This is a genomic window from Enterobacter sp. LM3 (assembly GCF_046622475.1).
In the GTDB taxonomy this organism is placed as follows: Bacteria; Pseudomonadota; Gammaproteobacteria; order Enterobacterales; family Enterobacteriaceae; genus Enterobacter; species Enterobacter cloacae_P.
Genome location: NZ_JBJURN010000003.1, coordinates 47,001 through 72,503, shown reverse-complemented (window position 1 = coordinate 72,503; position 25,503 = coordinate 47,001). Strand labels below are relative to the sequence as shown.

The window sequence follows — 25,503 nt, the reverse complement described above, 5'->3', positions numbered from 1 at the left end:
TCGTGAATTGATCTCAGGAGCGCTGCTTTATCGGAACTGACAATCGCTGTCGCGTTTTGGACAACGTGGGTTAGTGCGCACCACCACCACCGCTACCGGCACCAAACGGCGGTCTGGCAAACCACACCAGGCCGAGCAGAATGATAAAGATCCCTGCCGATATCCAGAAAATCTCATTTGCAGAGATAATCAACCCCTGGTTAGTGATCTGCTGTGCAATCCAGCCGGAGGCCTGCTGCTCCGTCATTCCCATTCCCTGAAGCTGGTTATACATCTCCCGGGAGTTCGGGTTGAACGGGTTCACCGCTTCGGTCAACTGGGCATGGTGCATCGATTCACGGTTGGTCCACAGGGTGGTGGTGATCGACGTCCCGATGGAGCCTGCCAGCGTACGGGTAAAGTTCGACAGGCTGGACGCTGCCGCCATTCGTTCAGGTGGCAAACCGGAAAGCGTAATGGTCGTCAGTGGCATAAAGAAGCATGCTACGGCAAAGCCCTGAATAAACTGCGGCCAGGCGGATGCGCCAAAGTCCATTCCCGGTTCGAACGTATACGCGCGCCAGTAGAAGCACACGGCGTACATGATAAAGCTGAACGTCACCAGCCTGCGCATGTCGAGCTTATGGGCAAAACGGCCAATAATCGGCGACAGCAGAACCGGAATCAATCCAACCGGTGCAGAGGCAAGACCCGCCCAGGTTGCGGTGTAGCCATATACCTCCTGCAGCAACTGCGGTAGCAGAACAATGGCACCGAAGTAGAGCATGTAGGCGAGGCTGATACACAGGCAGCCTATGGTGAAGTTTCGCGACTTAAAGAGCGAGAGATCGACTATCGGGTTATCATCGGTCAGCTCCCAGACAATCAGGAAACTGAGCGATACCACCGCAACAATCGTCAGGATGATGATCTCCCGTGAGTTGAACCAGTCCAGCTCTTTACCCTGGTCGAGCATCACCTGCAGGCTACCGATGCCGAGGATCAATAACGCCAGGCCCACGCTGTCAATGCGCCGCTGTTCGGTTCGCGTTTCCCTGCCACGCAGCGACTGCAACGTCATCATGACGACGATGGCACCAATCGGTACGTTGATGAAGAAGATCCAACCCCAGTGATAGTTATCGCTGATATAGCCGCCCAGAATAGGCCCGCAAATCGGCGCGACAATCACGGTCATTGACCACAGCGCCAGCGCGATAGAGCGTTTGGCAGGCGGATAGTTGTTCAGCAGTAAACTCTGTGACAGCGGAATCAATGGCCCGGCCACAATCCCCTGAATGACGCGGAAGAAAATCAGCATCGTCAGGCTGGTGGACATGCCGCACGCCCAGGAGGCGAGCACAAAGGCGATGGTTGACCAGAGGAACAGCTTCACCTCACCGACGCGCTTTGCCAGCCAGCCGGTAATCGGAATGGAGATAGCGTTCGCCACCCCGAACGAGGTAATGACCCAGGTTCCCTGGCTCAGTGATGAGCCAAGGTTCCCGGCGATAGTGGGGATCGCCACGTTTGCGATGGTGGAGTCCAGCACCTGCATGAATGTCGCCAGTGACAGCGCAATAGTCATAATGACCAGTTGCGCGCCTTCCAGCGGTTTTTGCGGCTTTTGCTGTTGCATAACGCTCACCTTCGGATTAACCGGCGTTTGCCTTCACGATGTCATCGATCAGTTTGTTGACCGGATCGAGGCTAATTTCACGGGCGTTACTTTCATAAGCCGGGCTGCTACGTACCTGGCTTGCCAGGATCTGTCCATCGCGGTTGGCAGTATCAACCGTTACCAGCGTTGAGAGGCCAATACGCAGCGGGTGGTCAGCGAGCTGTTTTGCATCCAGCTCGATACGCACGGGCAGACGCTGGACCACTTTGATCCAGTTACCGGTGGCATTCTGTGCGGGCAGCAGGGAGAAGGCGCTGCCGGTCCCCATATCCAGACCCACTACTTTACCGGTGTACTTCACGTCATCACCGTAGATGTCGCTGATAACTGTCGCCGTCTGGCCGATACGCATATGGGCAAGCTGCGTCTCTTTGAAGTTGGCATCCACCCACAGATTGTTTGCCGGTACTACCGCCATTAGCGGTGTTGTTGGGCTAATCTGTGCGCCTGGCTGGACGGAACGACGGGAGACGTATCCGGTCATTGGGCTGACAATTTTGGTACGCTGCAGGGCAAGCCATGCGTTGCGCACTTCAGTCGCCGCCTGTTTTACCGCCGGTTGGTTTTCCAGACTGGTACCGAGTACCATCGCCTGGTTGGCGTTGTACTGTTGGATCGCCACATCCAGCTGTGCCTGTGCGCTGGCAACGGCATCACGGGCGTGTTGCAGCTCTTCGCGGCCAATCAGGTTGGCGGTGCCGAGAGGAACACGACGATTGAGGTCGCTCTGCGCCTGGGTCAGCGCGGTTTTTTGCACATCAATGCTGGCCTGAAGCTGTTTACTGTTGATCATCAGCTGGCGGGTTTGACGGACGCTGGAAGCCAGCCCTGTCTGTGCTTTTTCAAACGCCTGCTGGGCGTCGGTCGGGTCGAGTGTAACCAGCACATCCCCTTGTTGCACAAAGTCGGTATTGTCAGCCCAGACTTTCGTCACGCTGCCCGACACCTGCGCCATAATTTGTACCTGGTTCCCTGCCACGTATGCGTCGTCCGTCTCTTCAGCATGACGCAATACTAAAAACCAGTAGATCCCATATGCCACGGCAATAGTAATAAAGAGCAAGGTCAGCAGAAGAAGGGCGCTCTTACGTTTGCCTTTCTTGTTGGCCGGTTGCTGCGGGGTTGCGTTCTCCGCATTTGCGCTCATTGTTGTTCTCCACGATCTTCTTATTTTCACATCGGCTGAGCCGACCTGTTGTCAGAAAGGCCAGCAGTGTGACGTGCTGGCCTGTCAGTTTTCTTTTCTAATCTGGATAATCGAGCGTGTCGTCGCGTTAGCGCAGCGCTTCAAGAATAGCGCCATCTTCATCCATCTGATCCAGACGGGTAAGCAGCTTGCGAGTGATGTGCTCAAGCTGGTCGCGCTCGGCGGTGCTGAGGGCAGACCAGAGTTTGTGCAGACAGTTGTGCTGAGGTGGTAACACCTCACGCAGGAATTCGTGACCTTTTTCAGTCAGTTGCAAATGCAGACAACGGCGATCGTTGTCGCTTTCACGGCGCTCAATCCAGCCGCGTTTTTCCAGCTCATCAGCAATACGGGTGGCATTGGTACGGGACGAACCCAGCGCGCAGCTCAGCTCTGATGGCTGGATACTGTGGTTTTCCTGAGACTCCAGCGTAATCAACGCCATAAACAACGTCTCGTTAATCCCTTGAGCTTTCAGCATTTTATTACGGTTATCCAGTAACTTCCCCTGCATGTGCATGCACAGGCGGGTCAGCAGGATTTCCTGATACGGGAAGTCCTCATGACGACTGGCGCGGAATTTAAGCATTTGTTCAATGGGCGTAAACGAACTATCCATTTGGGTATAACCTCATTAATTACAGCCGATATAGTAACGATGGTGACAAATAATGTAAATGAATTATTTGTGCGGTTATATCCGCCAAATTTATGACACCATCAGAAAGCGCCGGGTAAGTCCGTGACCCGGTGAGCACAGAAAGGACGAGGGATTTGCCCCCGGAAGAGAGGATGTGAGGACGGGGTTCTGAACTATTCATGCCGATTGTAAATATGTCACCCACATTAAAATTTCTGGGATAAATGATTACATTAACATTAACAGACTGAAAGGCCCCTTTATACCCATAAGAGGCCTAAAGCAGTGTAAAACTTAGTGGATTGACTCCTGGCGATGAAACCCACGCCACCAGACCAGCAGATTCAGTGCGGCCACAATTGCCCCTATTGCACATACGCCTGACCAGCCCGCGTGCTGCCACGCCGAAGCTGAAATTAATGAACCCGCAGCACCACCGATAAAATAGCTGGTCATATACCCGGCAGTAAGGCGGTTACGCGCCTCTGGCTTCACGCGGTAAATGACGGTCTGGTTGGTAATATGCACACCCTGCACGGTGAGGTCGAGCACCAGAATACCGACGATCAGCGCCAGTACAGAGGTATGTCCGTACCAGATAGCAGCCCAGGAAAGCAGCAGTAAAACCAGCCCGGTGGAGGTGGTCAGGTGGGATTTGCCTTTATCGGCCAGCCCGCCAGCCGGACGCGCACCCAGCGCGCCCGCCGCGCCAGCCAGACCAAACAGGCCAATCACCCCTTCGGAATAGTTAAACGGCGGCGAGGCAAGGAGAAATGCCATTGACGTCCATAAAATACTGAAGTTAGCAAAGGTGAAACATCCCAGCAGCGCGCGGGTGCGTAGCAGTTTATCCTGGGTGAAGAGGCTGAAAACCGAGGCGAGAAGCTGCGGGTAGTTCAGGTGATTCTCCGGCTTCACTTTTGGCAGCCCACGCCACAGCGCCAGCGCCATCGCCACCATCAGTACGCTGGCTACCCAGTAAACGGTGCGCCAGCCACCCAGGCTTGCCAGCAGTCCCGCAACGGTACGCGCCAGTAAAATCCCCAGCAGCAGGCCGCTCATGATGGTGCCTACCACTTTGCCGCGTTTTTCCGGCGAGGCGAGCGTGGCGGCGAGCGGTACCAGAATTTGTGCCACGACAGAGAACAACCCCGTCAGGGCGGTGCCGATAATCATCATCGTTAACGACTGACTACTGGCGGTGATCAGCATCCCGCCTGCGGCCAACAGGGTCATGGAGACAATCAACATCCGGCGTTCAAACATATCGCCCAGCGGTACCAGGAACAGCAGCCCTGCGGCGTAGCCAAGCTGTGCGGCGGTGACAATAAAACCTGCTGAGCTGGCGGAGAGGTTAAACGCGCGGGCGATGGTATCAAGCAGAGGTTGTGCGTAGTAGTTACTGGCGACAGCCAGACCCGTTGCCACGGACATTAAAAGGATGAGTGCCGGGCTAAGCCCGTGAGTTGTTTTTGTCATTAGGTTCAGGGATCGTGAATTAAGTGATTATTTTTCCAGAACCATAATAACGAATGATGGTGAATGTTGGGGGATTGTTAAGTGATGGTTTGTGCGGTTTAGCTTCCCTCTCCCGGTGGGAGAGGGAAGTGAAATGATTACTTCTGCGCGTCCAGCGCCTCCTTCAACCAACCGTCAAACTGTTTCTGGTGGGCTTTGATCCAGCCGTCGACGTGGCCTTTAACATCCGCTTCAGACGATTTTCCGTCATGCATCATGGCATTCTGGGCGTTGATGTCCGCCAGCGGCAATTTCATCACCGAAAACAGTTTTGCCGCCGCCGGGTTTTTCTCTGCCCAGGCTTTGTTGGCAACAATATGCATGGTGTTTACCGGGAAGCCGTAATTCATGCCGTTTGGCAGCTTAGTGTCGATATCTTTCTGCTCGCCTGGCAGGGAGGAGAACGGTACCTGCAGCCACACCACGTCTTTGCCCGGCTTCAGCACGTCGCTCACCCAGTACGGAGTCCAGGTGTAATAGATGACGGGTTTACCCTCTTTAAAGCGGGCAATGGTATCGGCCATCATCGCGGAGTAGTTGCCGTGGTTTACGTCGACGGTCTTCGCCAGATCGAAGGCTTTGTTCTGGTGGTTAATCACCGCTTCACAACCCCAGCCCGGCGAGCAGCCCATCATGTCGGCTTTACCGTCACCGTTGGTGTCGAACAGTCTGGCGATCTTCGGATCTTTTAGCTGCTCAATATTGGTGATGTGATACTGGTCGGCAGTTTTCTTGTCGATCAGATAACCCTGCGCTGCACCGGTTACGAAGGTCCCTTCGCGGTAGAATTTCTTGTCACCACCGGCGGCGGCATACATATCGTCGTGCAGTGGCTGCCAGTTCACGGCGGTAAAGGTCGCATCCCCGGAGGCAATCGAGGTATAGCCCACGTTGTAATCTACTTCACTCGGCGTATTGACCGTATAACCCAGCTTCTCCAGCGCGCGGCTGACGATCAGGGTCTGGAAACTCTCTTCCGAAATGGTGCTCTGCACCGGCTGCACGGTAATGCCTTTGCCAGGCAGGTCAGCGGCAAAGGCGCTGGTGGAGACCAGGGTGGCAAACGCTGTGGCAAAAAACAGGTTCTGTCGCATCGTTGTTCCTTAGTATTTGGTGAATGGACGGGTGAGTAATCCGACAGGGCCGGTGGTATACCAGCGACGGTTACCGCGACTGCGTGAATCACGACCGACAGCCTGGGTCAGGCGGTCAAGAATAATGGCGAGGATCACGATGCCTACGCCGCCCACGGTCGCCAGTCCCATATCGAGACGGCCAATACCGCGCAGTACCATCTGGCCGAGACCACCTACGGCAATCATCGAGGCGATCACCACCATTGAGAGCGCCAGCATCAGCGTCTGGTTGACGCCTGCCATAATTGTTGGCATGGCCAGCGGGAGCTGGACTTTAAACAGCATCTGACGCGGGCTGGCCCCAAACGAGCGTGATGCCTCGATAAGATCGGCAGGCACCTGGTTAATCCCCAGAATGGTCAGACGAATAATCGGCGGCAGGGCGAAGATAATGGTCACCACTACGCCCGGCACGTTACCGATGCCAAACAGCATCACGATTGGTACCAGGTAAACAAACGCCGGAGTGGTTTGCATCGCATCCAGCAGCGGACGAATAATTTTCGCTGCCCGCGGGCTTCGCGCCAGCCAGATCCCCATTGGCAAACCGATCGCCACGCAGAAGAGCAGGGCGGTCAGGACCAGCGCCAGGGTGATCATCGCCTGTGACCACGCGCCAATGGCACCAATGGCAATCAACGAGATCAACGTAGCGATACCCATGCCTGTGCTGCCAAACTGCCAGGCGATCAGCGAGAACAGCACGATAGCTACTGGTGCGGGCATCCCCAGCATCAGCTGCTGGAAGCCATTCAGGATGTAATCCACCGGGACGCGGATCCCCTGAAATACCGGACGGAAGTGGGTGACCACCCAGTCGATCCCTTCCGTGACCCAGCTATCCAGCGGGATCAGCGTTTTGTGGAACGGATCCATAATATTGAAGTGTTCTGGCGCAGGCGCTGGGGCGCTGTTGAGCCAGTCTGCCGAACCGCCATCGGCTGGCGCAGGTGTCGATGACCCCCACGCGTCGGCAGATTGTGCAGCGCTGTCCGCTGCCTCAGTGGTTCCCCACGGGTTCGATTGATCAGCCATTGTTTGCCCCTTCGCGGTCTAAAGCCTGCAGCAACATGCGTTTTGAGATGATGCCGACGTACTGGTGTTCTGCACCCACTACCGGCACGGCACACGGTGCCTGACCCACGTGAGAGAGCAACTCGCTGAGCGGCGTTTCGGCATCTACGGCAAGCGGCGCGTCGATTAGCGCCGCATCAATTCCCTGATTTTCGCTCAGTGCGGTTTTCAGGGAATCAATCGAGACGATGCCTACAAATTTATTACCGCGTTCAACCAGATAACCGTATTCGCGGTCTTCATCCTGCAAAAGCTTGAGTGCGGAGCGCGGACCGAAACCTGGTGTTTTACGGATAATGCCGTTCGGGGTACGGCGGGCAATATCTTTGGCGCTAAAGACCTGGCTAATATCCACGCCGCGGAAGAAGGTACGCACATAATCATTCGCCGGATTATTCAGAATTTCATCCGGCGTGCCGACCTGCACCACCTCACCATTTTGCATAATGGCAATACGGTCGCCAATACGCATCGCTTCATCGAGATCGTGGGAAATAAAGACAATGGTACGTTGATGTTTCGACTGTAATTTTACCAGCTCATCCTGCATCTCGGTACGAATTAACGGGTCAAGCGCCGAGAACGCTTCATCCATTAATAAAATGTCTGGATTAATGGCTAATGCGCGGGCTAATCCCACGCGCTGACGCATCCCGCCGGAAAGTTCATCCGGGTATGCGTGAGCATAATTATCCAGACCTACCTGACGCAATGCATCCAGCGCTTTTTCCTGGCGCTCATCGGCCGCAATGCCTGCTAATTCCATGCCAAAGGCGGTATTATTTAATACCGTCATATGCGGCATCAGCGCGAATGACTGGAACACCATCGCAATCTTCTTTCTGCGCACCTCACGGAGCTCAGCATCTGATATTCTGGCTATATCCACACCATCAATCAGCACCTGTCCACGGGTGGGTTCAATCAGGCGATTGAGAAGGCGAACCATAGTGGATTTACCCGAACCGGATAACCCCATGATGACGAAAATCTCGCCTTCTTCAATGGCCAGACTGGCGTCTTTAACGCCAAGCGATAGCCCGGTTTTTTCCAGAATTTGCTCTTTCGAAAGTCCTTTTTCGATATATTTGAAAGCACGTTGCGGATGCTCACCAAATACTTTATAAAGATTTTTTACTTCTAATTTAATTGCCATGCAATAGAGAATGTCCTGTTATTTGTTTATGTCGATATGATTACCATGGTAAATAGTTAGCGGGTATTACCCTAACATACTGAGAATCTGAGACAACCCTGAGGCTACTTATGGTGTGAATTTTGCTGCAGGTGAAGTGGCTGAATTTCCCATGAGTAAAGGGCTGAGCGTGGTTTGAATTTTTCTGAATTTTTTGTTGTTGTACAGGGAAATTTCACCTGAACTGGAGTGATTCAGGTGAATATGACGTGGACATTACAGTGTAGATGGTTTGGGCATATTAAGGGTAAATAATGAAGTTTATATTAAATTAATCAGTATTAATTTCCCCTCTCCCTGACCCTCGCCACTTTGGGGAGAGGGCGGATGAGAGGGCGTTTTTAAAAATCCCAATCCTTATCTTCAGTCTCTACCGCTTTGCCCATCACATACGATGAGCCAGACCCGGAGAAGAAGTCGTGGTTTTCATCGGCATTCGGCGACAGCGCCGCCAGAATCGCCGGGTTTACTTCCGCCATTTCTGGCGGGAACAGTGCTTCGTAGCCGAGGTTCATCAGCGCCTTGTTGGCGTTGTAGCAAAGGAATGCTTTCACATCCTCCTCCCAGCCGCTTCCAGTGTACAGCTCTGCGGTATAGCTCAGCTCGTTGTCGTAAAGATCCATCAGTAAATCGAGCGCAAAACCTTTCAACTCCTCACGCTTTTCCTCGCTAACTTTCTCCAGCCCTTTCTGGTACTTATAGCCAATGTAATACCCGTGAACCGCTTCATCACGAATGATGAGACGAATCAAATCTGCGGTGTTGGTTAGCTTGCCACGGCTCGACCAGTACATCGGCAGCCAGAAGCCGGAATAAAAGAGAAAAGACTCCAGAAACACGCTGGCGATTTTCTTCTTCAGCGGCTCGTCGGCCTGATAATACTCCAGTACCAGTTTCGCCTTACGCTGCAAAGCGTTGCTTTCTTCACTCCAGCTGTAGGCGGCATCCACATCTTTGGTCTGGCAAAGCGTGGAGAAAATCGAGCTATAGGAGCGGGCATGTACCGCCTCCATAAAGCAGATGTTCGACATAACCGCCTCTTCATGCGGTGTCAGCGCATCGGTCATCAGCGCGGGCGCACCCACGCTGTTCTGAAGGGTGTCCAGCAGCGTCAGGCCGGTAAAGACGCGGATCGTCAGTTGCTGCTCGGCATGACTTAGCGTTTGCCAGGCCGGAATATCGTTGGAGAGCGGTACTTTTTCTGGTAGCCAGAAGTTGCTGGTCAGGCGATTCCACACCTCCAGGTCTTTATCATCCTGGATTTTGTTCCAGTTAACGGCACTGACAAGTGACAGTTTCATCCTTTCTCCTTACAGCGCGCAGGACACGCAGCCTTCAATTTCAGTGCCTTCCAGCGCAAGCTGGCGCAGGCGAATGTAGTAGAGCGTCTTGATGCCCTTCTTCCAGGCATAAATCTGCGCTTTGTTGATATCGCGCGTGGTGGCGGTGTCCGGGAAAAAGAGCGTCAGCGACAACCCCTGATCCACGTGTTTTGTCGCCTCAGCGTAGGTATCGATGATCTTCTCTGGGCCGATTTCGTAGGCGTCCTGATAGAGCGCAAGATTCTCGTTGGTCATAAACGGGGCAGGGTAGTAAACGCGCCCGGTTTTGCCTTCCTTACGGATCTCAATTTTCGACACAATCGGGTGGATGCTCGACGTGGCGTGGTTGATGTACGAGATAGACCCCGTCGGCGGCACCGCCTGCAAATTCTGGTTATAGATACCGTGGTGCATCACATCGTCACGCAGTTGCTGCCACATCTCGTGCGTAGGAAGCGTTATCCCCGCGCGGGTAAACAGCGCCCGCACTTTCTCTGTTTTCGGCGTCCAGCTGCCTTCGAGATACTGACTGAAGTACTCGCCGCTGGCATAGCGCGACAGTTCAAAACCTGCGAAGCGCTGGTTGCGCTCGCGTGCCAGCTGCATCGAGGTATGCAGCGCATGCCAGGTGATGGTGTAGAAATAGAGGTTGGTGAAATCCAGCCCTTCGGGGCTACCGTAAGCGATACCTTCCCGCGCCAGGTAGCCATGAAGGTTCATCTGCCCCAGACCAATGGCGTGCGACGCGGCGTTACCCGCTTCAACGGACGGCACACTGCGAATGTGGCTCATGTCCGACACTGCCGTCAGCCCGCGAATGGCGGTTTCCACCGTGCGACCAAAATCCGGTGAATCCATTGTGTGGGCAATGTTCAGCGACCCGAGGTTGCAGGAGATATCTTTACCGATGCCCGCATAGTCCAGGTTTTCATCATAGGTGGACGCGCTGTTGACCTGCAAAATTTCCGAGCACAGGTTGCTCATATTAATGCGCCCGGCAATCGGATTTGCGCGGTTTACCGTGTCTTCGTACATGATGTAGGGATAGCCGGATTCAAACTGAATTTCCGCCAGCCGCAGGAAGAAGTCGCGGGCGTTGATGGTCGTTTTGCGGATGCGGTCATCGGCAACCAGCTCATCGTAAAGCTCGCTTATCGCCACATCGCCAAAGGCTTTGCCGTAAATGCGTTCAATGTCATACGGCGAGAAGAGTGCCATGTCCGCATTCTCTTTCGCGAGCGTAAAGGTGACATCCGGGATCACGACACCCAGTGACAGGGTTTTGATACGGATTTTTTCGTCGGCGTTTTCGCGTTTGGTATCCAGAAAACGCAGAATGTCCGGATGATGCGCATGCAGATAGACCGCCCCCGCGCCCTGACGTGCGCCAAGCTGGTTGGCATAGGAGAAGGCATCTTCCAGCATTTTCATCACCGGGATGACGCCGGAGGACTGGTTTTCAATGCGCTTAATTGGCGCACCCGCTTCGCGCAGGTTAGAGAGCAAAAACGCCACGCCGCCACCGCGTTTAGACAGCTGCAACGCCGAGTTCACCGCGCGGCCAATTGACTCCATATTGTCTTCGATACGCAGCAGGAAGCAGGAAACAAGCTCGCCGCGCTGGGCTTTGCCGCAGTTGAGGAAGGTCGGTGTGGCGGGCTGGAAACGACCTGACAGGATCTCATCCGTTAAACGTTCTGCCAGCGCTTCATCACCCTGAGCCAGCGTGAGCGCCACCATCACCACGCGATCCTCAAAGCTTTCGAGATAGCGTTTGCCGTCGAAGGTTTTCAGGGTATAGCTGGTGTAGTACTTCCATGCACCCAGGAACGTCTGGAAACGAAAACCGCTGGCATGGGCCTTCTCAAACAGCATCACCACAAAGGCACGGTCATAGCGGGCGAGTACCCGCTCTTCGTAATACCCCTCTTTGACCAGGTAGTCGAGACGTTCATTTGGGTGTGCAAACGTCACGCTGTTTGGGCGGACATGGGCGGCAAAAAAGGCGTCCACCGCATCATGGTCTTTGCCAAACTGGATACGGCCATCGCGATCGTAGAGGTTAAGCATCGCGTTTAGTGCGTGGTAATCCGGTATCGCCTGAATTACGCGTTCTGCGGTTGTCGTTGCCAAAATTCGTTTACTCCTTTACGCACGTTCTCTACGTCCTGCTGTGTCCCCATCAGTTCAAAACGATAGAGATACGGCACGCCGCATTTTTGAGAGATAACATCCCCGGCGCGGGCAAATGCCTCGCCGAAATTGCGATTACCTGCCGCAATAACGCCGCGAATAAGCTGTCGGTTGTGGGGATCGTTCAGAAAGCGGATCACCTGACGCGGTACCGTGCCTGCCGTACCTCCGCCGCCATAGCTGGGAACCACCAGAATGTAAGGTTCCTCTACCTGGATCCGCTCGCGTTCGTTGAGCGGAATACGTATCGCTGGCAGCCCGACGCGCTCAATAAAGCGGAGCGTGTTTTCCGAGCTGCTGGAGAAGTAGACCAGCCTGCTCATGCACGGGTGGCCAGGCGATTAATCATATCCGGACGAAAGCCAGACCAGCTGGTTTCTCCGGTGACGACGACCGGGAGCTGGCGGAAACCTTGCGCGCGCAGGGTATCGGCGGCATCCGGGACCAGATCGATATTCACCATCTCGAACGCCACGCCGCGGTTTTCCATTGCGCGTTTGGTTGCGTGGCACTGAACACAATTGCTACGAGTGTAAATAACAATGCTCATGATTCGTATTTCCATTTAAAATGAGAAAACGGCGCGAGTCATCGCGTCAGGTTGTGTGTGTTGCGCTAAAGGAATACTAGATGTAGATGTGGTTATTTTCAACCACACAATATATGGGATGTTTGGCGTGTTGTTGCCCCGGTGATGAGCACAGCGGGGCAGGGCAGACGTATCGCGACAGGTCTTTACTTACGCAGGCTGAGCAGAGCCCCTACGACGATGCCGACGGCGGCGACCGTGCCCAGGGCACAGAGCGGTCTCTCACGGACGAAGGTATTTGCACAACTCGCCGCGTCACAGGCTGCCTGCGTCGCACGATGACGGCCATGCATTCTGGCGCGGGTTTCACGCAACAGAGACTGAGCCTTACGTTTTACGGCATCCGTTTCGTCCTTTGCATCAGAACCCCAGGATTTCAGTACTTCTTCCAGCGCGTCTGCTAATTGGCTGACATCATTACGAATATCCTGGGTGTCGTGGTTAATATCATTCCGGTTCGGTCTGTTAAACATACGATCCTCCGTAATTTTACCTTCGCATTGAGTTTAGCCCAGAATTTTAATATCTGAAGCGAGTCACGACTTATCCGGCAGTTTATGGAATATTCTGAAAGCCCTGCTAATGCTGAATACGGTAAGGTTGCCCGGCAGGAAAAAATAACGAGGAAGAGATATGTATTTACGACCCGATGAGGTGGCGCGCGTTCTTGAAAAAGCGGGATTCATCATGGACGAAGTGACACCAAAAGCCTATGGATATCGCCGTGGTGAGAATTATGTTTATGTTAACCGTGAAGCGAGAATGGGGCGTACGGCTCTCATTATTCATCCGACGCTGAAAGACAGAAGCCAGTCATTTGCTGAGCCTGCCTCGGATATTAAAACCTGCGATCATTATCAGCAATTCCCCCTCTATTTAGGTGGGGAAACGCATGAACATTATGGTATTCCGCATGGTTTCAGTTCGCGTATGGCGCTGGAACGGTTCCTGAAGGGACTGTTTGGCGAAGTACAATAGGTCTGCGACTGGCATACGCCAGTCGCTCCTGATCACGCTTTTGCCTGGTCGTACTGGCTGACTTTAAACAGGCGACGACAGTAGTCGAGAAAATAGCCATACACCGCGCCCATCAACATTGAAATCACAATGTTCGAGCTCACCGCAGCGGCAATTTGATGCCAGTCTGCGCCAACCGTGAGCAAAATCGCCACGTAGACCGGAGACTGGAAAGTGACATATGCCAGTACGTCTGCCAGATTTTTCACCCAGCCTGCCGGGCTCATACGACGGGCGAAACGCATCACCGCATCGCGGTATAATCCGTAAGGCCATGCAATAAGGATGTTTACCGGGATCGCCACCAGACGAGAAGAAAGCGACTGCTCGAAGGACATTCCGGAGAGGAATATTTCAATCAGCATGTTCACGACGGAACAGTAGACAACCATCGCGACGGTATCCGCTACCGCATGGCGCAGGCGAGATTGCGGTGAGAACATGTCTGAACTCCTTGAGAAGAACACGATAGTAACGTTTTACCCGAAGCTTTTAGTGCTTTAGGTTGCTTTGTTTGGTGTGTATAGCGTATATCTCTGGTTTGAAACTAACAATTAGTGATTAATTTTTATTTATTACCGTTTTGTCCACAAAACTCTCTAAAATCGATTGATTTTTAATCGCCTCGTTATTTTCTTTTTCTTTATTGTTTTTGTTGTTTAAAATCATGTTGTTGTGATCTGTTTGCATGATTCTCCCTCCCGGATTAACCATGTTATCAGCATGGTGTTTCTTGTTTTGAACAAAAAACATTCGCCTCATGATAATTGTTCTTCATTTTTTGATTTTTCAGATAAAAATGCTGATTTTGTTCAGTCTGTTTTATTCTTCTGTGTTGCATTTTTATGCATTCGCTCATCGTGCAGCGTTATATCCCCCCATGCTTTATCCAGAATTAGAGCAATATTAATTTTAAATATTTCAAACTATTTACAGCAATGGCTGAGAAATTAGATGGGTAGATATTGAAGGGGAAATGAATTATTCTGTTCTTTGATTTCTCGACTTACCACAAAAAAGGTTTTCAATTAATATGTCTTTGACGTTACAGAATCTAAATAATATCCGTACACTGCGTGCAATGGCGCGTGAATTATCCCTGGATGTTCTTGAAGAAATGCTGGAAAAAGTCAGGATCGTTGCGGAAGAGAAACGTAGCGAGCAGGAAGAGTTCGAGCAACAACGCGCTGAACAGCAGGATAAAATTAATGCTTTGCTGGAACAGATGAAAGCTGATGGTATTTCACCTTCCGATCTGCTCGGTTCTCAACTGGCTCAGACGGGCAATCCGGCGAAAAAACGCAAAGCGCGTGAAGCAAAATATCGCTTTATTGACGTGAACGGTGAAGAGAAAACGTGGACCGGTCAGGGCCGCACGCCGAAACCAATCGCCAGCGCACTGGCAAACGGTAAATCACTGGATGAATTTCTGATTTAATCCGTGGGCCGGGCGGAAGACTCCGCCCGGTTGCATATTTAGCAGACGCCGAAATCACCGTCTTCGGTGTACAGGGCAACATCTGCGGAGCTCAGCGTGAATTTCTCACCCTGCTCATTGCTGGCCTGCACTGCCACAATACTCTCGCCGTTCACTTCGAGAATTTTCAGTTTCGGGCCGCCTTTACGCGGTTGCACATAATCACCGACAGAAAACATAGTACCTCCTCATCGTTATCGTGTTCTCCACCTTAGCCCACGTCTGGCACTGGGTACAGCCTATTCTGCCGGGGTACTGCTTACGAGGTACGTCGGTTCCACGGCATCACTTTCAGCAGACGCGCCATTCCACAAAAACCGGTTACACCGGCAAACAGCAGCCCGGCACCCACAAAACCACTGAGCAGGAAAAAGCCGCTGGAAATGCTGTAACCAAGCACGACGCCGCAGAGAATCAACAGCCCGGCGGCAATTTGCACCTGCCGCATCAGCGGGAGCGGCTGCGATTTGTCTTCAATGGTCTGCAGCCCGGCCAGTTTCCAGCCCTGAATACCGCCTTCGACCACGTAGGCCTGAGCAGGGGATGCGGCCTGCGCCAGACGGGCGGCATTGTCTGATGTCCGTGCGCCAGACTGGCAGTGAAAAATTACCGTTTCACCAGGTTGTGTCTTCAGCCCGCCAGGCAAGGTTTCCAGCGGAACCGACTGTGCGACTGGAATATGCTCGCGGGCGTATTCGTCGGCATCACGAATATCAATCAGTTTTGCGCCGACATTGACGAGCGCATTCGCCTTTTGTGGAGAAATAAGAGGAAGAGACATGGCGGCTCCTTATGGACAATAAAGGGTTTTCAGGGTGCTGATGAGCTGATTCACCGCATCGTTTTTAATGAAATAAAGAATGCGCTGCGCCTCGCGGGTGCTATCGATAAGACCCTCTTCACGCATACGTGCGAGATGCTGAGATGTGGCGGAGGCGCTTAACCCCGTGGCACGAGCCAGTTCCCCCGCGCTGGTACCGGGAGCACCGCACAGCATGCACAGGATTAATAACCTGCGCGGGTTACTCATGGCTTTTAACAGCGCTGCGGCTTGTGCTGCGCTGGCCTGAAGTTGTTCGAGTTCGTTCATATTAGTTTAGTATTTTCTTAATTAAGGTAATGCTAAACTAATGACGCGAACTTAGCCAGTGCCAAAAGTGTAAAGAAAGGAATAAACCATCAGCTGGGCACGCCAGCGCTGAAGGCCAAACTGATCATCAGCGCCGGAAGTGACTCAATAACCTACTTTATACACCCGTCCGCTTTGTACCCCTTCCACACTGCGGCGGTAGGCCAGGGCAACGGTGGCGGCAGGAACACTTTCAAAGCCGGGGAAGAATCCATCATACGCTTCGGCGGATTCCGTCAGTACCGTTGGGCTGATCAGGTTGATGCGAATGCCGCGCGGCAGTTCACAAGCCGCAGCACGGACAAACCCTTCCAGCGCGGCGTTCACCGTAGTGGCATTGACGCCCTGCGCAATGGGTTCGTGCGCCACAATCCCGCTAATCAGGGTAATCGAGCCACCTTCGTTCAGATAGTGCTGTCCGGTCAGCGCCAGACGCACTTGTCCGAGCAGCTTATCCTGTAAGCCCTGGTTGAAGTTGCTGTCTTTCATGGTGGCGAGTGGGCCAAAGAACAGACCGCCGCTGGCCGAGACAATGGCATCCACCGGACCGATTTTTTCGAACAGCGCCTGCACACTTTCCTGAGAGGTAATATCGACCTGATGATCGCCCTGAGTACGACCCACGCGGACAACCTCGTGGCGACGACCCAGCTCTTCCGTTACTGCACGACCCACCGTACCGCTGGCACCAATAATTACGATTTTCATAGCAGACTCCTTATGTTGTGAGCCTTCATTCTTTAATAAATCAAAAGTCAGATAAATTGGGCTAAAGTTAGATGATTGCTAATCAGGGGTTTGTAATATGGATAAGCTTCGCAGTATGGAGACGTTCATTGCCGTGGTTGAAAGTGGGAGTTTTACCGGCGCGGCGTCACGGCTTGAGATGTCGGCGGTGATGGTGGGGAAGTACATTGCGTTGCTGGAGTCTCAGTTTGGTACGCGCCTGCTGGAGCGTAATACGCGTCGTCAGAGCCTGACAGATGCCGGGCGTGTCTATTTTGAAGAGGCAAAGCGGGTACTGGAGCAGGTTGCTATTGCCGAAAATGCGGTTGAGCGGCTACGCGCGACTCCCGCCGGAACCTTGCGCGTCACGGCTCCCACCTCGTTTGGCGGATGCGTGATTGCGCCACTCACCGCCACGTTTTTGCAGCGCTACCCGGAAGTTCGCGTGGAGCTGGATCTTACTAACCGGAAAGTGGATCTGGTGGATGAAGGTGTTGATCTGGCTATTCGTATTGGTGACATTCACAACGACGATCTGGTGGCGAAATTTCTTTGCCCGTACCGGATGGTGATTTGCGCCGCTCCGGACTATTTAGCACGCTACGGCACGCCGCAAACGCCTGCCGATCTGGTGGATCATCTGTGCCTGTCACATACGGTCTGGACTGCGCGCAACGAGTGGCGGCTGCCGGGTGTGGAAGGGGAGGTACGCTGGAAGCGGGATGCTATCCTGCGCTGTAACGATGGCTACGGGCTACGCATGGCGGCAAAAGCCGGGGCGGGATTATTACTGCAACCGGAAGTGCTGGTGGCAGAAGAACTGGCAAGCGGCAGGCTGGTGCGGGTGCTGGAAAACAACACCCCGGAGCCGAGGCCGGTGCATCTGTTGTGGCGGCAGGATCTCAGACCGTTACCCAAGCTCACTGAATTTATCGCGCATATTATGCAGGCGGTGCGCGACCCGGCAGATCCATAAAAGTAATTATCAAAATCGCAGACATGTGCTACTAAGATTAGGCACATCATAAAAAAGAGAAGGTAACGAGAGAATGTCTGTGAGTAAACTCGCCAGCAGTGCGCAGGGCCTGCAATCATCTGCCATCCGTGAATTATTAAAACATAGCAAAATGGCAGGCGTCATTTCGCTGGGAGGCGGTATTCCTAATCCGGCACTTTTCGATCATGAAGGCCTGAAAATTGCTGCAGATGCCGTGTTATCCCAGCATTTTGGCGAGGCGTTTCAGTATGGTCTGACGGAGGGTGTTCCGGGACTGCGCGAGGGTATTCAGCAGATCTGTGCGGGTCGTGGTATTCAATGCAAGGCCGACGATGTGGTCATTACGTCCGGTTCGCAACAATCTCTGGATGTGCTGGCGCGCGCATTAATTAATCCTGGTGATATCGTCGTTGTAGAACGTCCTACTTATCTGGCCGCATTGCAGGTATTTGGTCTGGCACAGGCGAAATTTGAATCTGTGGGGACTGACGGCGAAGGGATGATTGTCGACGAGCTGGAAACGCTGGTGGCAAATAAAACGATTAAAGCGGTTTATATTGTCCCGACGTTTGGCAACCCGGGCGGGGTAACGCTGTCCGAAGAACGCCGCAAACAGCTGGTGGAATTATCGAAGCGTTATGATTTCGTCATTATCGAAGACGATCCCTACAGTGAAATAAATTACACCGATGAAGTCTTCCGCCCGTTAATTGCGCATGCCAGGGCCATCGGTAATGAAGGCAATGTGGTTTACACCTCGACCTTTTCTAAAATTCTCGCACCGGGAACCCGGGTGGGCTGGGTGATTGTACCGGAGTGGCTGAAAAGAGCTGTGGTGAATCTGAAACAAACGACCGATCTGCACACCAGCACACTGTCGCAGCTGATGACGTATGAATATCTGAAAACCGGCCGTCTGGCTGACCAGATTAAAATGATCCGCGAAGCCTACCGTCAGAAATACCAGACATTCGCACGTGAGCTGGAAGCCGAGCTGGGTGATGTGATGTCATTCCATAAGCCAAAGGGCGGGATGTTCCTGTGGGCCAGAATGAACAATGGCATTAATACCACCCGCTGGCTGGAAAAGACGTTAAGCAACGGCGTGGTTTTTGTGCCGGGTGAATTCTTCTACTGCAATGAGCCAGATCACACGACGTTGCGTATGTCGTTTGTCACGCCAACGGATGAACAACTGAAAGAGGCGGTGAGACGCCTGAAGATCTCACTGTAAACCGGCCTGCGCATAATGGCAGTTACGCTGTTATGCGCAATACTTATCGAATTCCTGATTTCTCGTCACCAGCGCGGTGAACCACATGGCTGAATTCATTACGGGTGTTGTGAGCCACACGCCCATCTGGGTGTGGGTGCTTTTTGTCTTTCTGATTTCCCGCGGTGTCAAAGCCCGCAAACCCGCCACGGTTACCCTGGAAAAGCTTGCCATCATTCCGTCGATTTTTCTGATCTGGGATATTTACGATCTGGTGATTTACCGCCAGCTTAGTGTCGCCACCATCGCTCTGTGGATGGCGGGTATTCTGGCGGGAGCTGCGACAGGGTACGTCCTGATTAAACCGACGGCGATCAACCGCGCCGCTGCACCGCGCAGTATTTTCCGTCAGGCTGATTACACGGCACTGCCGTTTATGATGCTGGCGTTTCTGGTGAAATATGTACTGGGCGTGATGAGCGCCATTTCACCGCAAACTTTACAACAGCCCGCCATGAGCGCATTTGCGATTGTCTCCGGCGGAGTTTTTGCAGGGGTGTTTATCGGTAAATTTACCCGCTATGTCGGTGTCTATTTTACAGCACAACCGCAGGAAACAGAGTAATGACAGCAACCCTTTTGTCACACCGCTAAGCCTGCCGTCCTGATGAACGGTCAGGCGACATCCGGCTGGCCAGACTTTTTCTTTGCCAGGATCTCCGCAACGCACTTGATACGGCCTAACTCTTCCTGCGTCCGTGAGTTGGTCTGCACTTCCCAGATGTCTACGTTCAGCTGCAGGTTCAGCCAGAATTCGATGGTGGTATCAAAGGCTTTAGCCAGTCTGATAGCCATATCGGCAGTCAGCTTACGGTTATTATTCACCAGCGCACTGATGGTGTTGCGGTGCACATTCAGCATGTCCGCGAGATCGCTGATTTTCAGATTGAGCGGTTCAAGATACTCATACTGCAACACATCACCCGGCGTGGTGGGTTTGCGAAGTGCCTGTTGGAGTGCCATAAGTCATGCCTCATTTGTATAGCGTGTATTTATGGGGTGAAAGATAGAGATCGTCTGCTTTACCCTCTACCCACCTGAATACCAGCCTGTATTGCCTGTTAACGCGAATTGAGGAAAACCCCTTTAGTGGAGGATTCAATGTTTCGTACATATTGCCTGGTGGCGATCGCAGATCCCGGTGAGATGTTGCTGCATTGATAATATCCAGCTTTCTCGCCAGAGCTGCTTCAAGGCCAGAAGGGATCACATTGCTCGATTTCCCATAAAGAAAAAAATCCTCAAGCCATTGATCGCGAAAATGATTAATCATAATGCTTGTTAGCTCCGCTCCATGAAGCTGAGTGAATTTTATTGCACTTCCGCACTGTGCGCAAGTGCATTTTTTTTGGTGCTGTAGGTTGTGGATGGAGAGCAGTGATACGCCTCTCTGAAGCGCTTTGTAAGGGGGATGGGCAGAATAAGTTGAGTTTGCGAGATGGCTTCAGGGAAAATGTATGGCGTTGCACAAACGGTATCCCTCTCCCCTGAAAGGAGAGGGCGTCGTATTATCTACTCTCTCACCATCGTGCGGATAACCGGCAATGCTTACCGTTCCCTCAGTGCTTCTTTTGCCCGGTTAAACGGCTTAATCATATAATCCAGCACCGTTTTCTCTCCGGTTTTGATATCCACTGTCGCAATCATCCCCGGTACAATCGAAAAGTGTCTCCCCGCTTTATTCGTCAGATAGTCCTGGCTGGTTCGGATAAACACCCGGTAATAGAACACCTCTGGTTTGGCTTCGTCCTGAATGGTGTCCGGCGAAATGGTTTCAACTACCCCGTGAAGCCCGCCGTAAATCGCGTAGTCATAGGCCGTGATCTTGACCAATGCTTCCTGGTTAGGATGGATAAAGGCGATATCACGCGGCGACAGACGGGTTTCAATCAGCAGATGATCGTCCACGGGAACAATCTCCATCAGCACGCCGTTAGGTGGGATCACACCGCCGATGGTGGTGACTTTGATGTTTTTGACGATCCCATGCACCGGGGATTTTACCGTCAGGCGTGCGACGGAATCCTCACGCCCTTTCAGGACGGCAGTGACCATATCCACTTCTGCGTTGGCTTTGGATAGCGCCTCGCGTGCCTGAACGTAATACTGCGAACGTACGTCGGTGAGTTTCAGTTCCAGATCGCTTTTTTGCCGCTGCAGACGCAGGGCTTCCACGTGACTCGCTGCCCCGGTTTTAACCAGGCGCTGGGTGATCGCCAGCTCTTTGTTGGCGAGATCTAATGCGGCACGCAGCTCGCGTTGCGTGTCTTCCAGCTGAGCACGTCGCGAGTTATACAGCCGGGTTTCGGTGGCTGTCAGCTCCGTCCATTTTGCCAGTGAGGGGGGAAATTTCAGCGGGAGATCGTTGACCTCGGCATACAGACGCGCGCTGGAAGCCAGCGACGCGCGGTAGCGTGCGGCACTCTCGCCGGCGTTTGATTCTGAGCGCGTCGGATCAAGCCGCGCCAGTACTTGTCCGGCCTGTACCTGGTCACCCTCGTGAACGTTGAGTTCGGTGAGGATCCCGCCGTCCAGCGATTGTAAAACCTGTTCGCGCGAGCTGGGGATCACTTTCCCGGTGCCGGTCGAAACCTCATCCAGAATGCCGTACCACGCCCAGACGCCAGTGACGATAAACAGCAGCAGGGTTAACGACACAATACGGCGCGCGCCGGAATAGCCGCTCTCAGAATCAAGTGAGTTATCCAGATCGTCCATCGCGGCGGCATCATGCTGACTGATTTTCATTTTTCCACTCCCGTCCGTTTGCCTGTTGTTGCATGCGGCTGCTGTTGAGCGCCTGCGCTTTTGGAGCGTCCATCACCAGCATGCCTTCTTTCAGCACAACGACGCGTTCTACCAGTTCCAGTACCGGAACGCGGTGGGTTGCCACCACCAGCGTGCGGTTACCCAGCCATGCGCCAAGGCGCTGAATAAATTCGCGCTCGGTGTGTTCATCCAGCGACGCAGTAGGTTCATCCAGAAGTACGATATTGGGATCGCGCAGGAACATGCGTGCCAGCAGAATGGACTGTCGCTGGCCGCCGGAAAGCCCCACGCCGTTCTCCATAATCGGGTAATCCAGCCCCTTTGGCAGTTTCTGCACAAAACTTGCCGCGCCGCACATCTCCAGTACGGTGAAGATCTCTTCATCGCTGGCGTGTGGCAGACCCAGGGTGATGTTCTCGCGCAGGGTGCCGTGGAACAGCCGTGCATTCTGGGTCATCAGGCCGACGTTGCGTCGCAGATCCGCCACGTCCAGATGCGGCAGGCTCAGGTTGTCCAGCCGTAGTTCACCGCTCGCCAAATCCATACCGCCCGCCATTGCCTGAAGCAACGTCGATTTCCCCGCCCCGTTGCGGCCAAGTATGGCCACACTCTCTCCGGGGTTGATCTCCAGTCGGTTGATCCGCAAAGCCATACGCGGATCTTCCGGGTGGTAGCGAAACTGTGCCTGGTCAAAAAGATAATGTCCGCGCAGCACATCCTGGCGAATGGGCGTCTCTTCCCGCTGGTTCTCGGTGGGCAGTTGCATAATGCTGTCCAGACCTTCTTTTGCCGCTTTCACTTGCTGCCAGCGCGCCAGTACGCCACACAGGGTAGCCATCGGGGCGATCATCCGTGACGCCAGCATCGACGCGGCGACCACGGAACCGGTTGTTAACGTACCTTCAATCACCATCGGTGCGCCGACCACAATGACGCCAGCGTAGACCAGGCTCTGAATGGTCATTCCCCAGTTGATCAGCGCCTGGCTCAGCTCGCGGGTGCGCAGGCCGGATTCGGCGGTGATCTGGATGTAACTGTTCCACTGTTGCAGGAAGCGGTTTTCCGCCTGCATAAGCTTGATGTCTTCCAGCCCCTGCACGCTCTCTACCAGCACCGCGTTGCGCAGGGTGGACTCATGGGCAGACTGTTTCGCCAGCGTGGCCAGTTTTGTCTGCAACAGCAGACCTGGAAGTACCATAACCGCGGCAGCGACGGGGGCGATCCACGCCAGCTGCGGGGCGATGATCGCCAGTACCACCACAAACAGCAAAAAGAACGGCAGATCGACGATGGTCGAAATGGTCGATGACGTCACCATCTCGCGGATCTGCTCCAGCTCGCGCAGCTGCGAAATAAAGCTGCCGGTTGAGCGTGGAACGGCGCTGTTACGTAGCCGCAGGGCATGGCCGAATACCCGGTCGGAAACGCGCAGGTCGGCGCGTTTTCCCAGCAGATCCATGATGTGCCCGCGGGCAAGGCGCAGCACGAAGCCAAACAGCGTGGCGATCAGTACGCCAATCGTCAGCACGTAGAGGGTGGGGTAGGACTGGGCGGGGATCACCCGGTCATAAACCTGCATGGAAAAAACCACCCCGGAGAGTGACAGAACGTTGATAAATAGCGCCGCCAGCATCACCCACGTGTAGGGGCGTAAATCGCGCATCACCAGCCGGTAGAGCCAGTCCGGGCGGTACTTCGAAATGTAGGCGTCAACGCGGCTGTCCTTCAGGGCTGCCAGCGGGCGCAGGGCGATCACATGACGAATGTTGGGCAGCAGCGCTGTCAGGGAAAGGCGGTTGGTTTGCGCGGTGTCGCCGACAAAACAGATCTCCAGCGTATCTTCACCATCGTAGTGTTCGATAACGCCAATCTGGCCTTCAGCGAGTTCCACCACCACGGGCAGACGCCAGCTGTTGAGGCTATCTTGTGTGGTTTCCAGGGGCTGGAACGACAGCCCTGCTTCCCGCGCCAGCTGAGTGAGTGCTGGCACCATTGGTTTGCCGCATAGCCAGGGGGCGCTGGCCATCAATGCGCCGGGGGAACAGGCCACACGGTAATGGTCGGCGACATAGCCAAAGGCCTGCGCCCACTGCGCCAGCGCCTGCCCGGTCAATACATCATCCTGCGGAATGTCGGTGTGTTTCATGGCTGGATCTCCACAGACTGAATGGTGCGGTTATCGAGGCTGAATGCATGGCGGATGCGGCCCGTGTTATACAGGCAGTTAAGCTGAAGCTGGTGCAGTTGCCCGAGGGTTTGTTGTTGGGTAAAGCGTGCCTGATACACCTCCTGCTCGGCGTTCAGTACGTCAAGCAGCGGACGTGAACCAAGATCCAGGTATTGTTGCTGGTACAGCTCGCGCGTGCGGATATTGAGCGACTCCTGGCGGGACTGAATTTGCAGGGTACTCAACAGGCTCATCACCTGGCTACGGGATTCCAGTAGCTTTTGCCGCACGTCAAGGCGCGTGCGCTGGATGGTAGATTGCGCCGCTTCCACCGCGTGTCCGGCTGCGTTACGCCGTGCGGTCAACCCGCCGCCCTGGTAGAGGGGCATCTGTACCTTGACCCAGGCAGAGTACTGGGTGCGATCCAGTGAGCCGTGTCCCGCATAATTGTCATTCAGATAGTGGCGCACTTCGGGTTCGAGCGAGATGGTCGGCGTCATCTGGGCATTGGCGTTATCCAGATTCGCCTGCGCGACACCGGCCTGTGCCCATGCGGCAAGCACCGATGGCACCAGCCGATCGTCAGGCTCGGCGATGTCACAGCTGCGCTTCAGGCTGTCGGGGACGTCGTTGCTGATGGCGCTAAGGCTGTTCCACCCCAGGTCGCTCATCAGCGTGGCGCGTGAACTGTCAAGATTGGCCTGGTACTGCATCAGCTGGGCGCGCGCACCTTCGATGCGGGCATCGGTCTGGACGACGTCAGAGAGCGAGGTGGCCCCTTCGTCATTGCGCTGTCGCGTCAGTTTACCAATGGCGTTAAGGGCATCAAGCTGCTCTCTGGCCGTTTCGACCATCTGTTGCCAGGTCTGAACCTGCACCATTGCTGTGGCGGTATCATGGGCGATGGTATCAATGCTGACCAGCACGTTGGCCTGCTGTTGGGCGACACCCGCGTTCTCGGCGCGAACCTGGCTTGCCACTTTGCCGAAGTCGTAAAGCATTTGCGAGAGGGATAACACCAGAGAAGGCGTAAAGCCGGAATCCCCGCCATTGTGGGTATAGCCGTTGTCCATACCGGCGTTAACCTGCGGATAATACTTCGATTTGGCGACGTCGACCTGTTCAGATTGCTCGTAGAGTTTTCCTACTGCCTCACTAATTGCCGGGTGCCAGCTCACGGCGCGTGTGACGGCATCGTCCAGCATCAGTACGCCCGGGGGAGTTTTACTGGCCGGGAGCGCAACGCGTCCTTCCAGAGCGGGTAACTCTTGTTCCTCGCTGAGTTGTTGGGGATTGATCACCACTGCAGCATGTACAGTGGTGGATATGGCGATCAGGCAGCACGAAAGCCACCAGCGAGGCATTCTTTTTCTCATGTCTTGTCCCTAATAAAAGAGTACTGCTTTATTGTCTTTATGCCCGGGCGACGAGCGCC

28 protein-coding genes are annotated in these 25,503 nt (G+C 54.0%); 5 read left to right on the top strand and 23 right to left on the bottom strand.

From position 1 onward, the window contains the following. Window positions 1-70: 70 nt before the first annotated feature. The 12 genes from emrB to ACJ9N4_RS04390 all read right to left on the bottom strand — a co-directional run bounded on the left by emrB (window position 71) and on the right by ACJ9N4_RS04390 (window position 12,986). Window positions 71-1,618 (bottom strand): multidrug efflux MFS transporter permease subunit EmrB, encoded by a 1,548-nt coding sequence (gene emrB / locus ACJ9N4_RS04445; RefSeq protein WP_182272404.1) that lies wholly within the window; start codon window positions 1,616-1,618, stop codon window positions 71-73. Between the two features lie 16 nt (window positions 1,619-1,634). Further along, window positions 1,635-2,807 (bottom strand): multidrug efflux MFS transporter periplasmic adaptor subunit EmrA, encoded by a 1,173-nt coding sequence (gene emrA / locus ACJ9N4_RS04440; RefSeq protein ID WP_182272403.1) that lies wholly within the window; start codon window positions 2,805-2,807, stop codon window positions 1,635-1,637. A 127-nt stretch (window positions 2,808-2,934) separates the two neighbouring features. Further along, a complete protein-coding gene (mprA, locus tag ACJ9N4_RS04435; RefSeq protein WP_182272402.1) occupies window positions 2,935-3,465 on the bottom strand; it encodes a transcriptional repressor MprA in 531 nt (176 codons plus the stop codon). A 315-nt stretch (window positions 3,466-3,780) separates the two neighbouring features. After that, window positions 3,781-4,965, bottom strand: coding sequence for an MFS transporter (locus ACJ9N4_RS04430; protein ID WP_182918825.1), 1,185 nt, complete (start codon window positions 4,963-4,965; stop codon window positions 3,781-3,783). Window positions 4,966-5,102: 137 nt separating this feature from the next. Next, window positions 5,103-6,098: a glycine betaine/L-proline ABC transporter substrate-binding protein ProX gene (proX, locus tag ACJ9N4_RS04425; protein WP_182272400.1), complete on the bottom strand. Its 996-nt coding sequence runs from the start codon at window positions 6,096-6,098 to the stop codon at window positions 5,103-5,105. A gap of 9 nt (window positions 6,099-6,107) precedes the next feature. Beyond that, window positions 6,108-7,175 carry a glycine betaine/L-proline ABC transporter permease ProW gene (gene proW, locus ACJ9N4_RS04420; protein ID WP_182918824.1) on the bottom strand — a complete coding sequence of 356 codons (1,068 nt, stop codon included), beginning with the start codon at window positions 7,173-7,175 and terminating at the stop codon, window positions 6,108-6,110. Beyond that, entirely contained in the window at window positions 7,168-8,370 is a 1,203-nt protein-coding gene (gene proV / locus ACJ9N4_RS04415; protein ID WP_182272398.1) for a glycine betaine/L-proline ABC transporter ATP-binding protein ProV, read from the bottom strand. Before proV ends, proW begins: the two co-directional genes overlap by 8 nt. A 380-nt stretch (window positions 8,371-8,750) precedes the next feature. Further along, on the bottom strand, window positions 8,751-9,710 hold the full coding sequence (gene nrdF / locus ACJ9N4_RS04410; RefSeq protein ID WP_182272397.1) for a class 1b ribonucleoside-diphosphate reductase subunit beta: 960 nt from the start codon (window positions 9,708-9,710) through the stop codon (window positions 8,751-8,753). A 9-nt stretch (window positions 9,711-9,719) separates the two neighbouring features. Beyond that, complete coding sequence (gene nrdE / locus ACJ9N4_RS04405) at window positions 9,720-11,864, bottom strand: class 1b ribonucleoside-diphosphate reductase subunit alpha (RefSeq protein ID WP_182272396.1); 2,145 nt, start codon at window positions 11,862-11,864, stop codon at window positions 9,720-9,722. Continuing rightward, window positions 11,837-12,247, bottom strand: a complete 411-nt coding sequence (nrdI, locus tag ACJ9N4_RS04400; protein ID WP_182272395.1) for a class Ib ribonucleoside-diphosphate reductase assembly flavoprotein NrdI — start codon at window positions 12,245-12,247, stop codon at window positions 11,837-11,839. Before nrdI ends, nrdE begins: the two co-directional genes overlap by 28 nt. Continuing rightward, the gene (gene nrdH / locus ACJ9N4_RS04395; RefSeq protein WP_182272394.1) at window positions 12,244-12,474 is read right to left on the bottom strand and encodes a glutaredoxin-like protein NrdH; all 231 of its coding nucleotides are present in this window, start codon (window positions 12,472-12,474) and stop codon (window positions 12,244-12,246) included. Before nrdH ends, nrdI begins: the two co-directional genes overlap by 4 nt. Before the next feature lie 185 nt (window positions 12,475-12,659). After that, window positions 12,660-12,986: a DUF883 domain-containing protein gene (locus tag ACJ9N4_RS04390; protein WP_182272393.1), complete on the bottom strand. Its 327-nt coding sequence runs from the start codon at window positions 12,984-12,986 to the stop codon at window positions 12,660-12,662. 160 nt (window positions 12,987-13,146) lie between these two features. Between ACJ9N4_RS04390 and ACJ9N4_RS04385 the strand changes: the two genes are divergently transcribed. Then, window positions 13,147-13,491: a DUF2002 family protein gene (locus tag ACJ9N4_RS04385; protein WP_182272392.1), complete on the top strand. Its 345-nt coding sequence runs from the start codon at window positions 13,147-13,149 to the stop codon at window positions 13,489-13,491. A gap of 32 nt (window positions 13,492-13,523) precedes the next feature. Here ACJ9N4_RS04385 and alaE read toward each other — a convergent pair whose 3' ends face one another. Continuing rightward, complete coding sequence (gene alaE / locus ACJ9N4_RS04380; protein WP_182272391.1) at window positions 13,524-13,973, bottom strand: L-alanine exporter AlaE; 450 nt, start codon at window positions 13,971-13,973, stop codon at window positions 13,524-13,526. 118 nt (window positions 13,974-14,091) lie between these two features. Beyond that, window positions 14,092-14,220 carry a hypothetical protein gene (locus tag ACJ9N4_RS04375; RefSeq protein WP_269062540.1) on the bottom strand — a complete coding sequence of 43 codons (129 nt, stop codon included), beginning with the start codon at window positions 14,218-14,220 and terminating at the stop codon, window positions 14,092-14,094. A 343-nt stretch (window positions 14,221-14,563) separates the two neighbouring features. Between ACJ9N4_RS04375 and stpA the strand changes: the two genes are divergently transcribed. Then, window positions 14,564-14,968, top strand: a complete 405-nt coding sequence (gene stpA, locus ACJ9N4_RS04370) for a DNA-binding protein StpA (RefSeq protein WP_182272389.1) — start codon at window positions 14,564-14,566, stop codon at window positions 14,966-14,968. Window positions 14,969-15,006: 38 nt separating this feature from the next. Here the strand turns inward: stpA and ACJ9N4_RS04365 are convergent, their stop codons facing one another. The 4 genes from ACJ9N4_RS04365 to ACJ9N4_RS04350 all read right to left on the bottom strand — a co-directional run bounded on the left by ACJ9N4_RS04365 (window position 15,007) and on the right by ACJ9N4_RS04350 (window position 16,844). After that, entirely contained in the window at window positions 15,007-15,186 is a 180-nt protein-coding gene (locus ACJ9N4_RS04365) for a hypothetical protein (protein ID WP_182272388.1), read from the bottom strand. A gap of 80 nt (window positions 15,187-15,266) precedes the next feature. Continuing rightward, entirely contained in the window at window positions 15,267-15,788 is a 522-nt protein-coding gene (locus ACJ9N4_RS04360; protein ID WP_182272387.1) for a rhodanese family protein, read from the bottom strand. Window positions 15,789-15,797: 9 nt separating this feature from the next. Then, complete coding sequence (locus tag ACJ9N4_RS04355; protein WP_182272386.1) at window positions 15,798-16,097, bottom strand: ArsR/SmtB family transcription factor; 300 nt, start codon at window positions 16,095-16,097, stop codon at window positions 15,798-15,800. A 144-nt stretch (window positions 16,098-16,241) separates the two neighbouring features. Then, the gene (locus ACJ9N4_RS04350) at window positions 16,242-16,844 is read right to left on the bottom strand and encodes a short chain dehydrogenase (protein ID WP_182272385.1); all 603 of its coding nucleotides are present in this window, start codon (window positions 16,842-16,844) and stop codon (window positions 16,242-16,244) included. Between the two features lie 97 nt (window positions 16,845-16,941). On the opposite strand from ACJ9N4_RS04350, the gene ACJ9N4_RS04345 reads away from it, so the two are divergent. The 3 genes from ACJ9N4_RS04345 (at window position 16,942) to ACJ9N4_RS04335 (ending at window position 19,697) form a co-directional block, all read left to right on the top strand. Continuing rightward, window positions 16,942-17,838 carry a LysR family transcriptional regulator gene (locus tag ACJ9N4_RS04345; protein WP_182918821.1) on the top strand — a complete coding sequence of 299 codons (897 nt, stop codon included), beginning with the start codon at window positions 16,942-16,944 and terminating at the stop codon, window positions 17,836-17,838. A gap of 73 nt (window positions 17,839-17,911) precedes the next feature. Then, a complete protein-coding gene (locus ACJ9N4_RS04340; RefSeq protein WP_411500291.1) occupies window positions 17,912-19,093 on the top strand; it encodes a PLP-dependent aminotransferase family protein in 1,182 nt (393 codons plus the stop codon). A 76-nt stretch (window positions 19,094-19,169) separates the two neighbouring features. Next, the gene (locus ACJ9N4_RS04335; protein WP_395122213.1) at window positions 19,170-19,697 is read left to right on the top strand and encodes a DUF6622 family protein; all 528 of its coding nucleotides are present in this window, start codon (window positions 19,170-19,172) and stop codon (window positions 19,695-19,697) included. 50 nt (window positions 19,698-19,747) lie between these two features. On the opposite strand, the gene ACJ9N4_RS04330 is transcribed toward ACJ9N4_RS04335, so the two are convergent. The 5 genes from ACJ9N4_RS04330 to ACJ9N4_RS04310 form a co-directional block, all read right to left on the bottom strand. Beyond that, window positions 19,748-20,095 carry a HigA family addiction module antitoxin gene (locus ACJ9N4_RS04330; protein ID WP_182272381.1) on the bottom strand — a complete coding sequence of 116 codons (348 nt, stop codon included), beginning with the start codon at window positions 20,093-20,095 and terminating at the stop codon, window positions 19,748-19,750. Window positions 20,096-20,105: 10 nt separating this feature from the next. Beyond that, the gene (locus ACJ9N4_RS04325; RefSeq protein WP_182272380.1) at window positions 20,106-20,405 is read right to left on the bottom strand and encodes a type II toxin-antitoxin system RelE/ParE family toxin; all 300 of its coding nucleotides are present in this window, start codon (window positions 20,403-20,405) and stop codon (window positions 20,106-20,108) included. A 275-nt stretch (window positions 20,406-20,680) separates the two neighbouring features. Further along, a complete protein-coding gene (locus ACJ9N4_RS04320) occupies window positions 20,681-21,850 on the bottom strand; it encodes an HlyD family efflux transporter periplasmic adaptor subunit (RefSeq protein WP_411500324.1) in 1,170 nt (389 codons plus the stop codon). Window positions 21,851-21,860: 10 nt separating this feature from the next. Further along, a complete protein-coding gene (locus ACJ9N4_RS04315) occupies window positions 21,861-24,047 on the bottom strand; it encodes a type I secretion system permease/ATPase (RefSeq protein ID WP_411500290.1) in 2,187 nt (728 codons plus the stop codon). Continuing rightward, window positions 24,044-25,444, bottom strand: a complete 1,401-nt coding sequence (locus ACJ9N4_RS04310) for a TolC family outer membrane protein (protein WP_411500289.1) — start codon at window positions 25,442-25,444, stop codon at window positions 24,044-24,046. Before ACJ9N4_RS04310 ends, ACJ9N4_RS04315 begins: the two co-directional genes overlap by 4 nt. Window positions 25,445-25,503 lie beyond the last annotated feature (59 nt).

What these genes read in the sequence shown, in the direction of transcription:
- alaE (WP_182272391.1), bottom strand. Translation starts at nt 13,973, where the DNA reads ATGTTCTCACCGCAATCTCGCCTGCGCCATGCGGTAGCGGATACCGTC.
- ACJ9N4_RS04360 (WP_182272387.1), bottom strand. Translation starts at nt 15,788, where the DNA reads ATGTCTCTTCCTCTTATTTCTCCACAAAAGGCGAATGCGCTCGTCAAT.
- ACJ9N4_RS04430 (WP_182918825.1), bottom strand. Translation starts at nt 4,965, where the DNA reads ATGACAAAAACAACTCACGGGCTTAGCCCGGCACTCATCCTTTTAATG.
- ACJ9N4_RS04315 (WP_411500290.1), bottom strand. Translation starts at nt 24,047, where the DNA reads ATGAAACACACCGACATTCCGCAGGATGATGTATTGACCGGGCAGGCG.
- stpA (WP_182272389.1), top strand. Translation starts at nt 14,564, where the DNA reads ATGTCTTTGACGTTACAGAATCTAAATAATATCCGTACACTGCGTGCA.
- mprA (WP_182272402.1), bottom strand. Translation starts at nt 3,465, where the DNA reads ATGGATAGTTCGTTTACGCCCATTGAACAAATGCTTAAATTCCGCGCC.
- emrB (WP_182272404.1), bottom strand. Translation starts at nt 1,618, where the DNA reads ATGCAACAGCAAAAGCCGCAAAAACCGCTGGAAGGCGCGCAACTGGTC.
- proX (WP_182272400.1), bottom strand. Translation starts at nt 6,098, where the DNA reads ATGCGACAGAACCTGTTTTTTGCCACAGCGTTTGCCACCCTGGTCTCC.
- proW (WP_182918824.1), bottom strand. Translation starts at nt 7,175, where the DNA reads ATGGCTGATCAATCGAACCCGTGGGGAACCACTGAGGCAGCGGACAGC.
- ACJ9N4_RS04325 (WP_182272380.1), bottom strand. Translation starts at nt 20,405, where the DNA reads ATGATTAATCATTTTCGCGATCAATGGCTTGAGGATTTTTTTCTTTAT.
- ACJ9N4_RS04390 (WP_182272393.1), bottom strand. Translation starts at nt 12,986, where the DNA reads ATGTTTAACAGACCGAACCGGAATGATATTAACCACGACACCCAGGAT.
- ACJ9N4_RS04375 (WP_269062540.1), bottom strand. Translation starts at nt 14,220, where the DNA reads ATGCAAACAGATCACAACAACATGATTTTAAACAACAAAAACAATAAA.
- ACJ9N4_RS04330 (WP_182272381.1), bottom strand. Translation starts at nt 20,095, where the DNA reads ATGGCACTCCAACAGGCACTTCGCAAACCCACCACGCCGGGTGATGTG.
- ACJ9N4_RS04320 (WP_411500324.1), bottom strand. Translation starts at nt 21,850, where the DNA reads ATGGACGATCTGGATAACTCACTTGATTCTGAGAGCGGCTATTCCGGC.
- ACJ9N4_RS04310 (WP_411500289.1), bottom strand. Translation starts at nt 25,444, where the DNA reads ATGAGAAAAAGAATGCCTCGCTGGTGGCTTTCGTGCTGCCTGATCGCC.
- ACJ9N4_RS04345 (WP_182918821.1), top strand. Translation starts at nt 16,942, where the DNA reads ATGGATAAGCTTCGCAGTATGGAGACGTTCATTGCCGTGGTTGAAAGT.
- ACJ9N4_RS04355 (WP_182272386.1), bottom strand. Translation starts at nt 16,097, where the DNA reads ATGAACGAACTCGAACAACTTCAGGCCAGCGCAGCACAAGCCGCAGCG.
- ACJ9N4_RS04365 (WP_182272388.1), bottom strand. Translation starts at nt 15,186, where the DNA reads ATGTTTTCTGTCGGTGATTATGTGCAACCGCGTAAAGGCGGCCCGAAA.
- nrdI (WP_182272395.1), bottom strand. Translation starts at nt 12,247, where the DNA reads ATGAGCAGGCTGGTCTACTTCTCCAGCAGCTCGGAAAACACGCTCCGC.
- ACJ9N4_RS04385 (WP_182272392.1), top strand. Translation starts at nt 13,147, where the DNA reads ATGTATTTACGACCCGATGAGGTGGCGCGCGTTCTTGAAAAAGCGGGA.
- ACJ9N4_RS04340 (WP_411500291.1), top strand. Translation starts at nt 17,912, where the DNA reads ATGTCTGTGAGTAAACTCGCCAGCAGTGCGCAGGGCCTGCAATCATCT.
- ACJ9N4_RS04350 (WP_182272385.1), bottom strand. Translation starts at nt 16,844, where the DNA reads ATGAAAATCGTAATTATTGGTGCCAGCGGTACGGTGGGTCGTGCAGTA.
- proV (WP_182272398.1), bottom strand. Translation starts at nt 8,370, where the DNA reads ATGGCAATTAAATTAGAAGTAAAAAATCTTTATAAAGTATTTGGTGAG.
- emrA (WP_182272403.1), bottom strand. Translation starts at nt 2,807, where the DNA reads ATGAGCGCAAATGCGGAGAACGCAACCCCGCAGCAACCGGCCAACAAG.
- nrdF (WP_182272397.1), bottom strand. Translation starts at nt 9,710, where the DNA reads ATGAAACTGTCACTTGTCAGTGCCGTTAACTGGAACAAAATCCAGGAT.
- nrdH (WP_182272394.1), bottom strand. Translation starts at nt 12,474, where the DNA reads ATGAGCATTGTTATTTACACTCGTAGCAATTGTGTTCAGTGCCACGCA.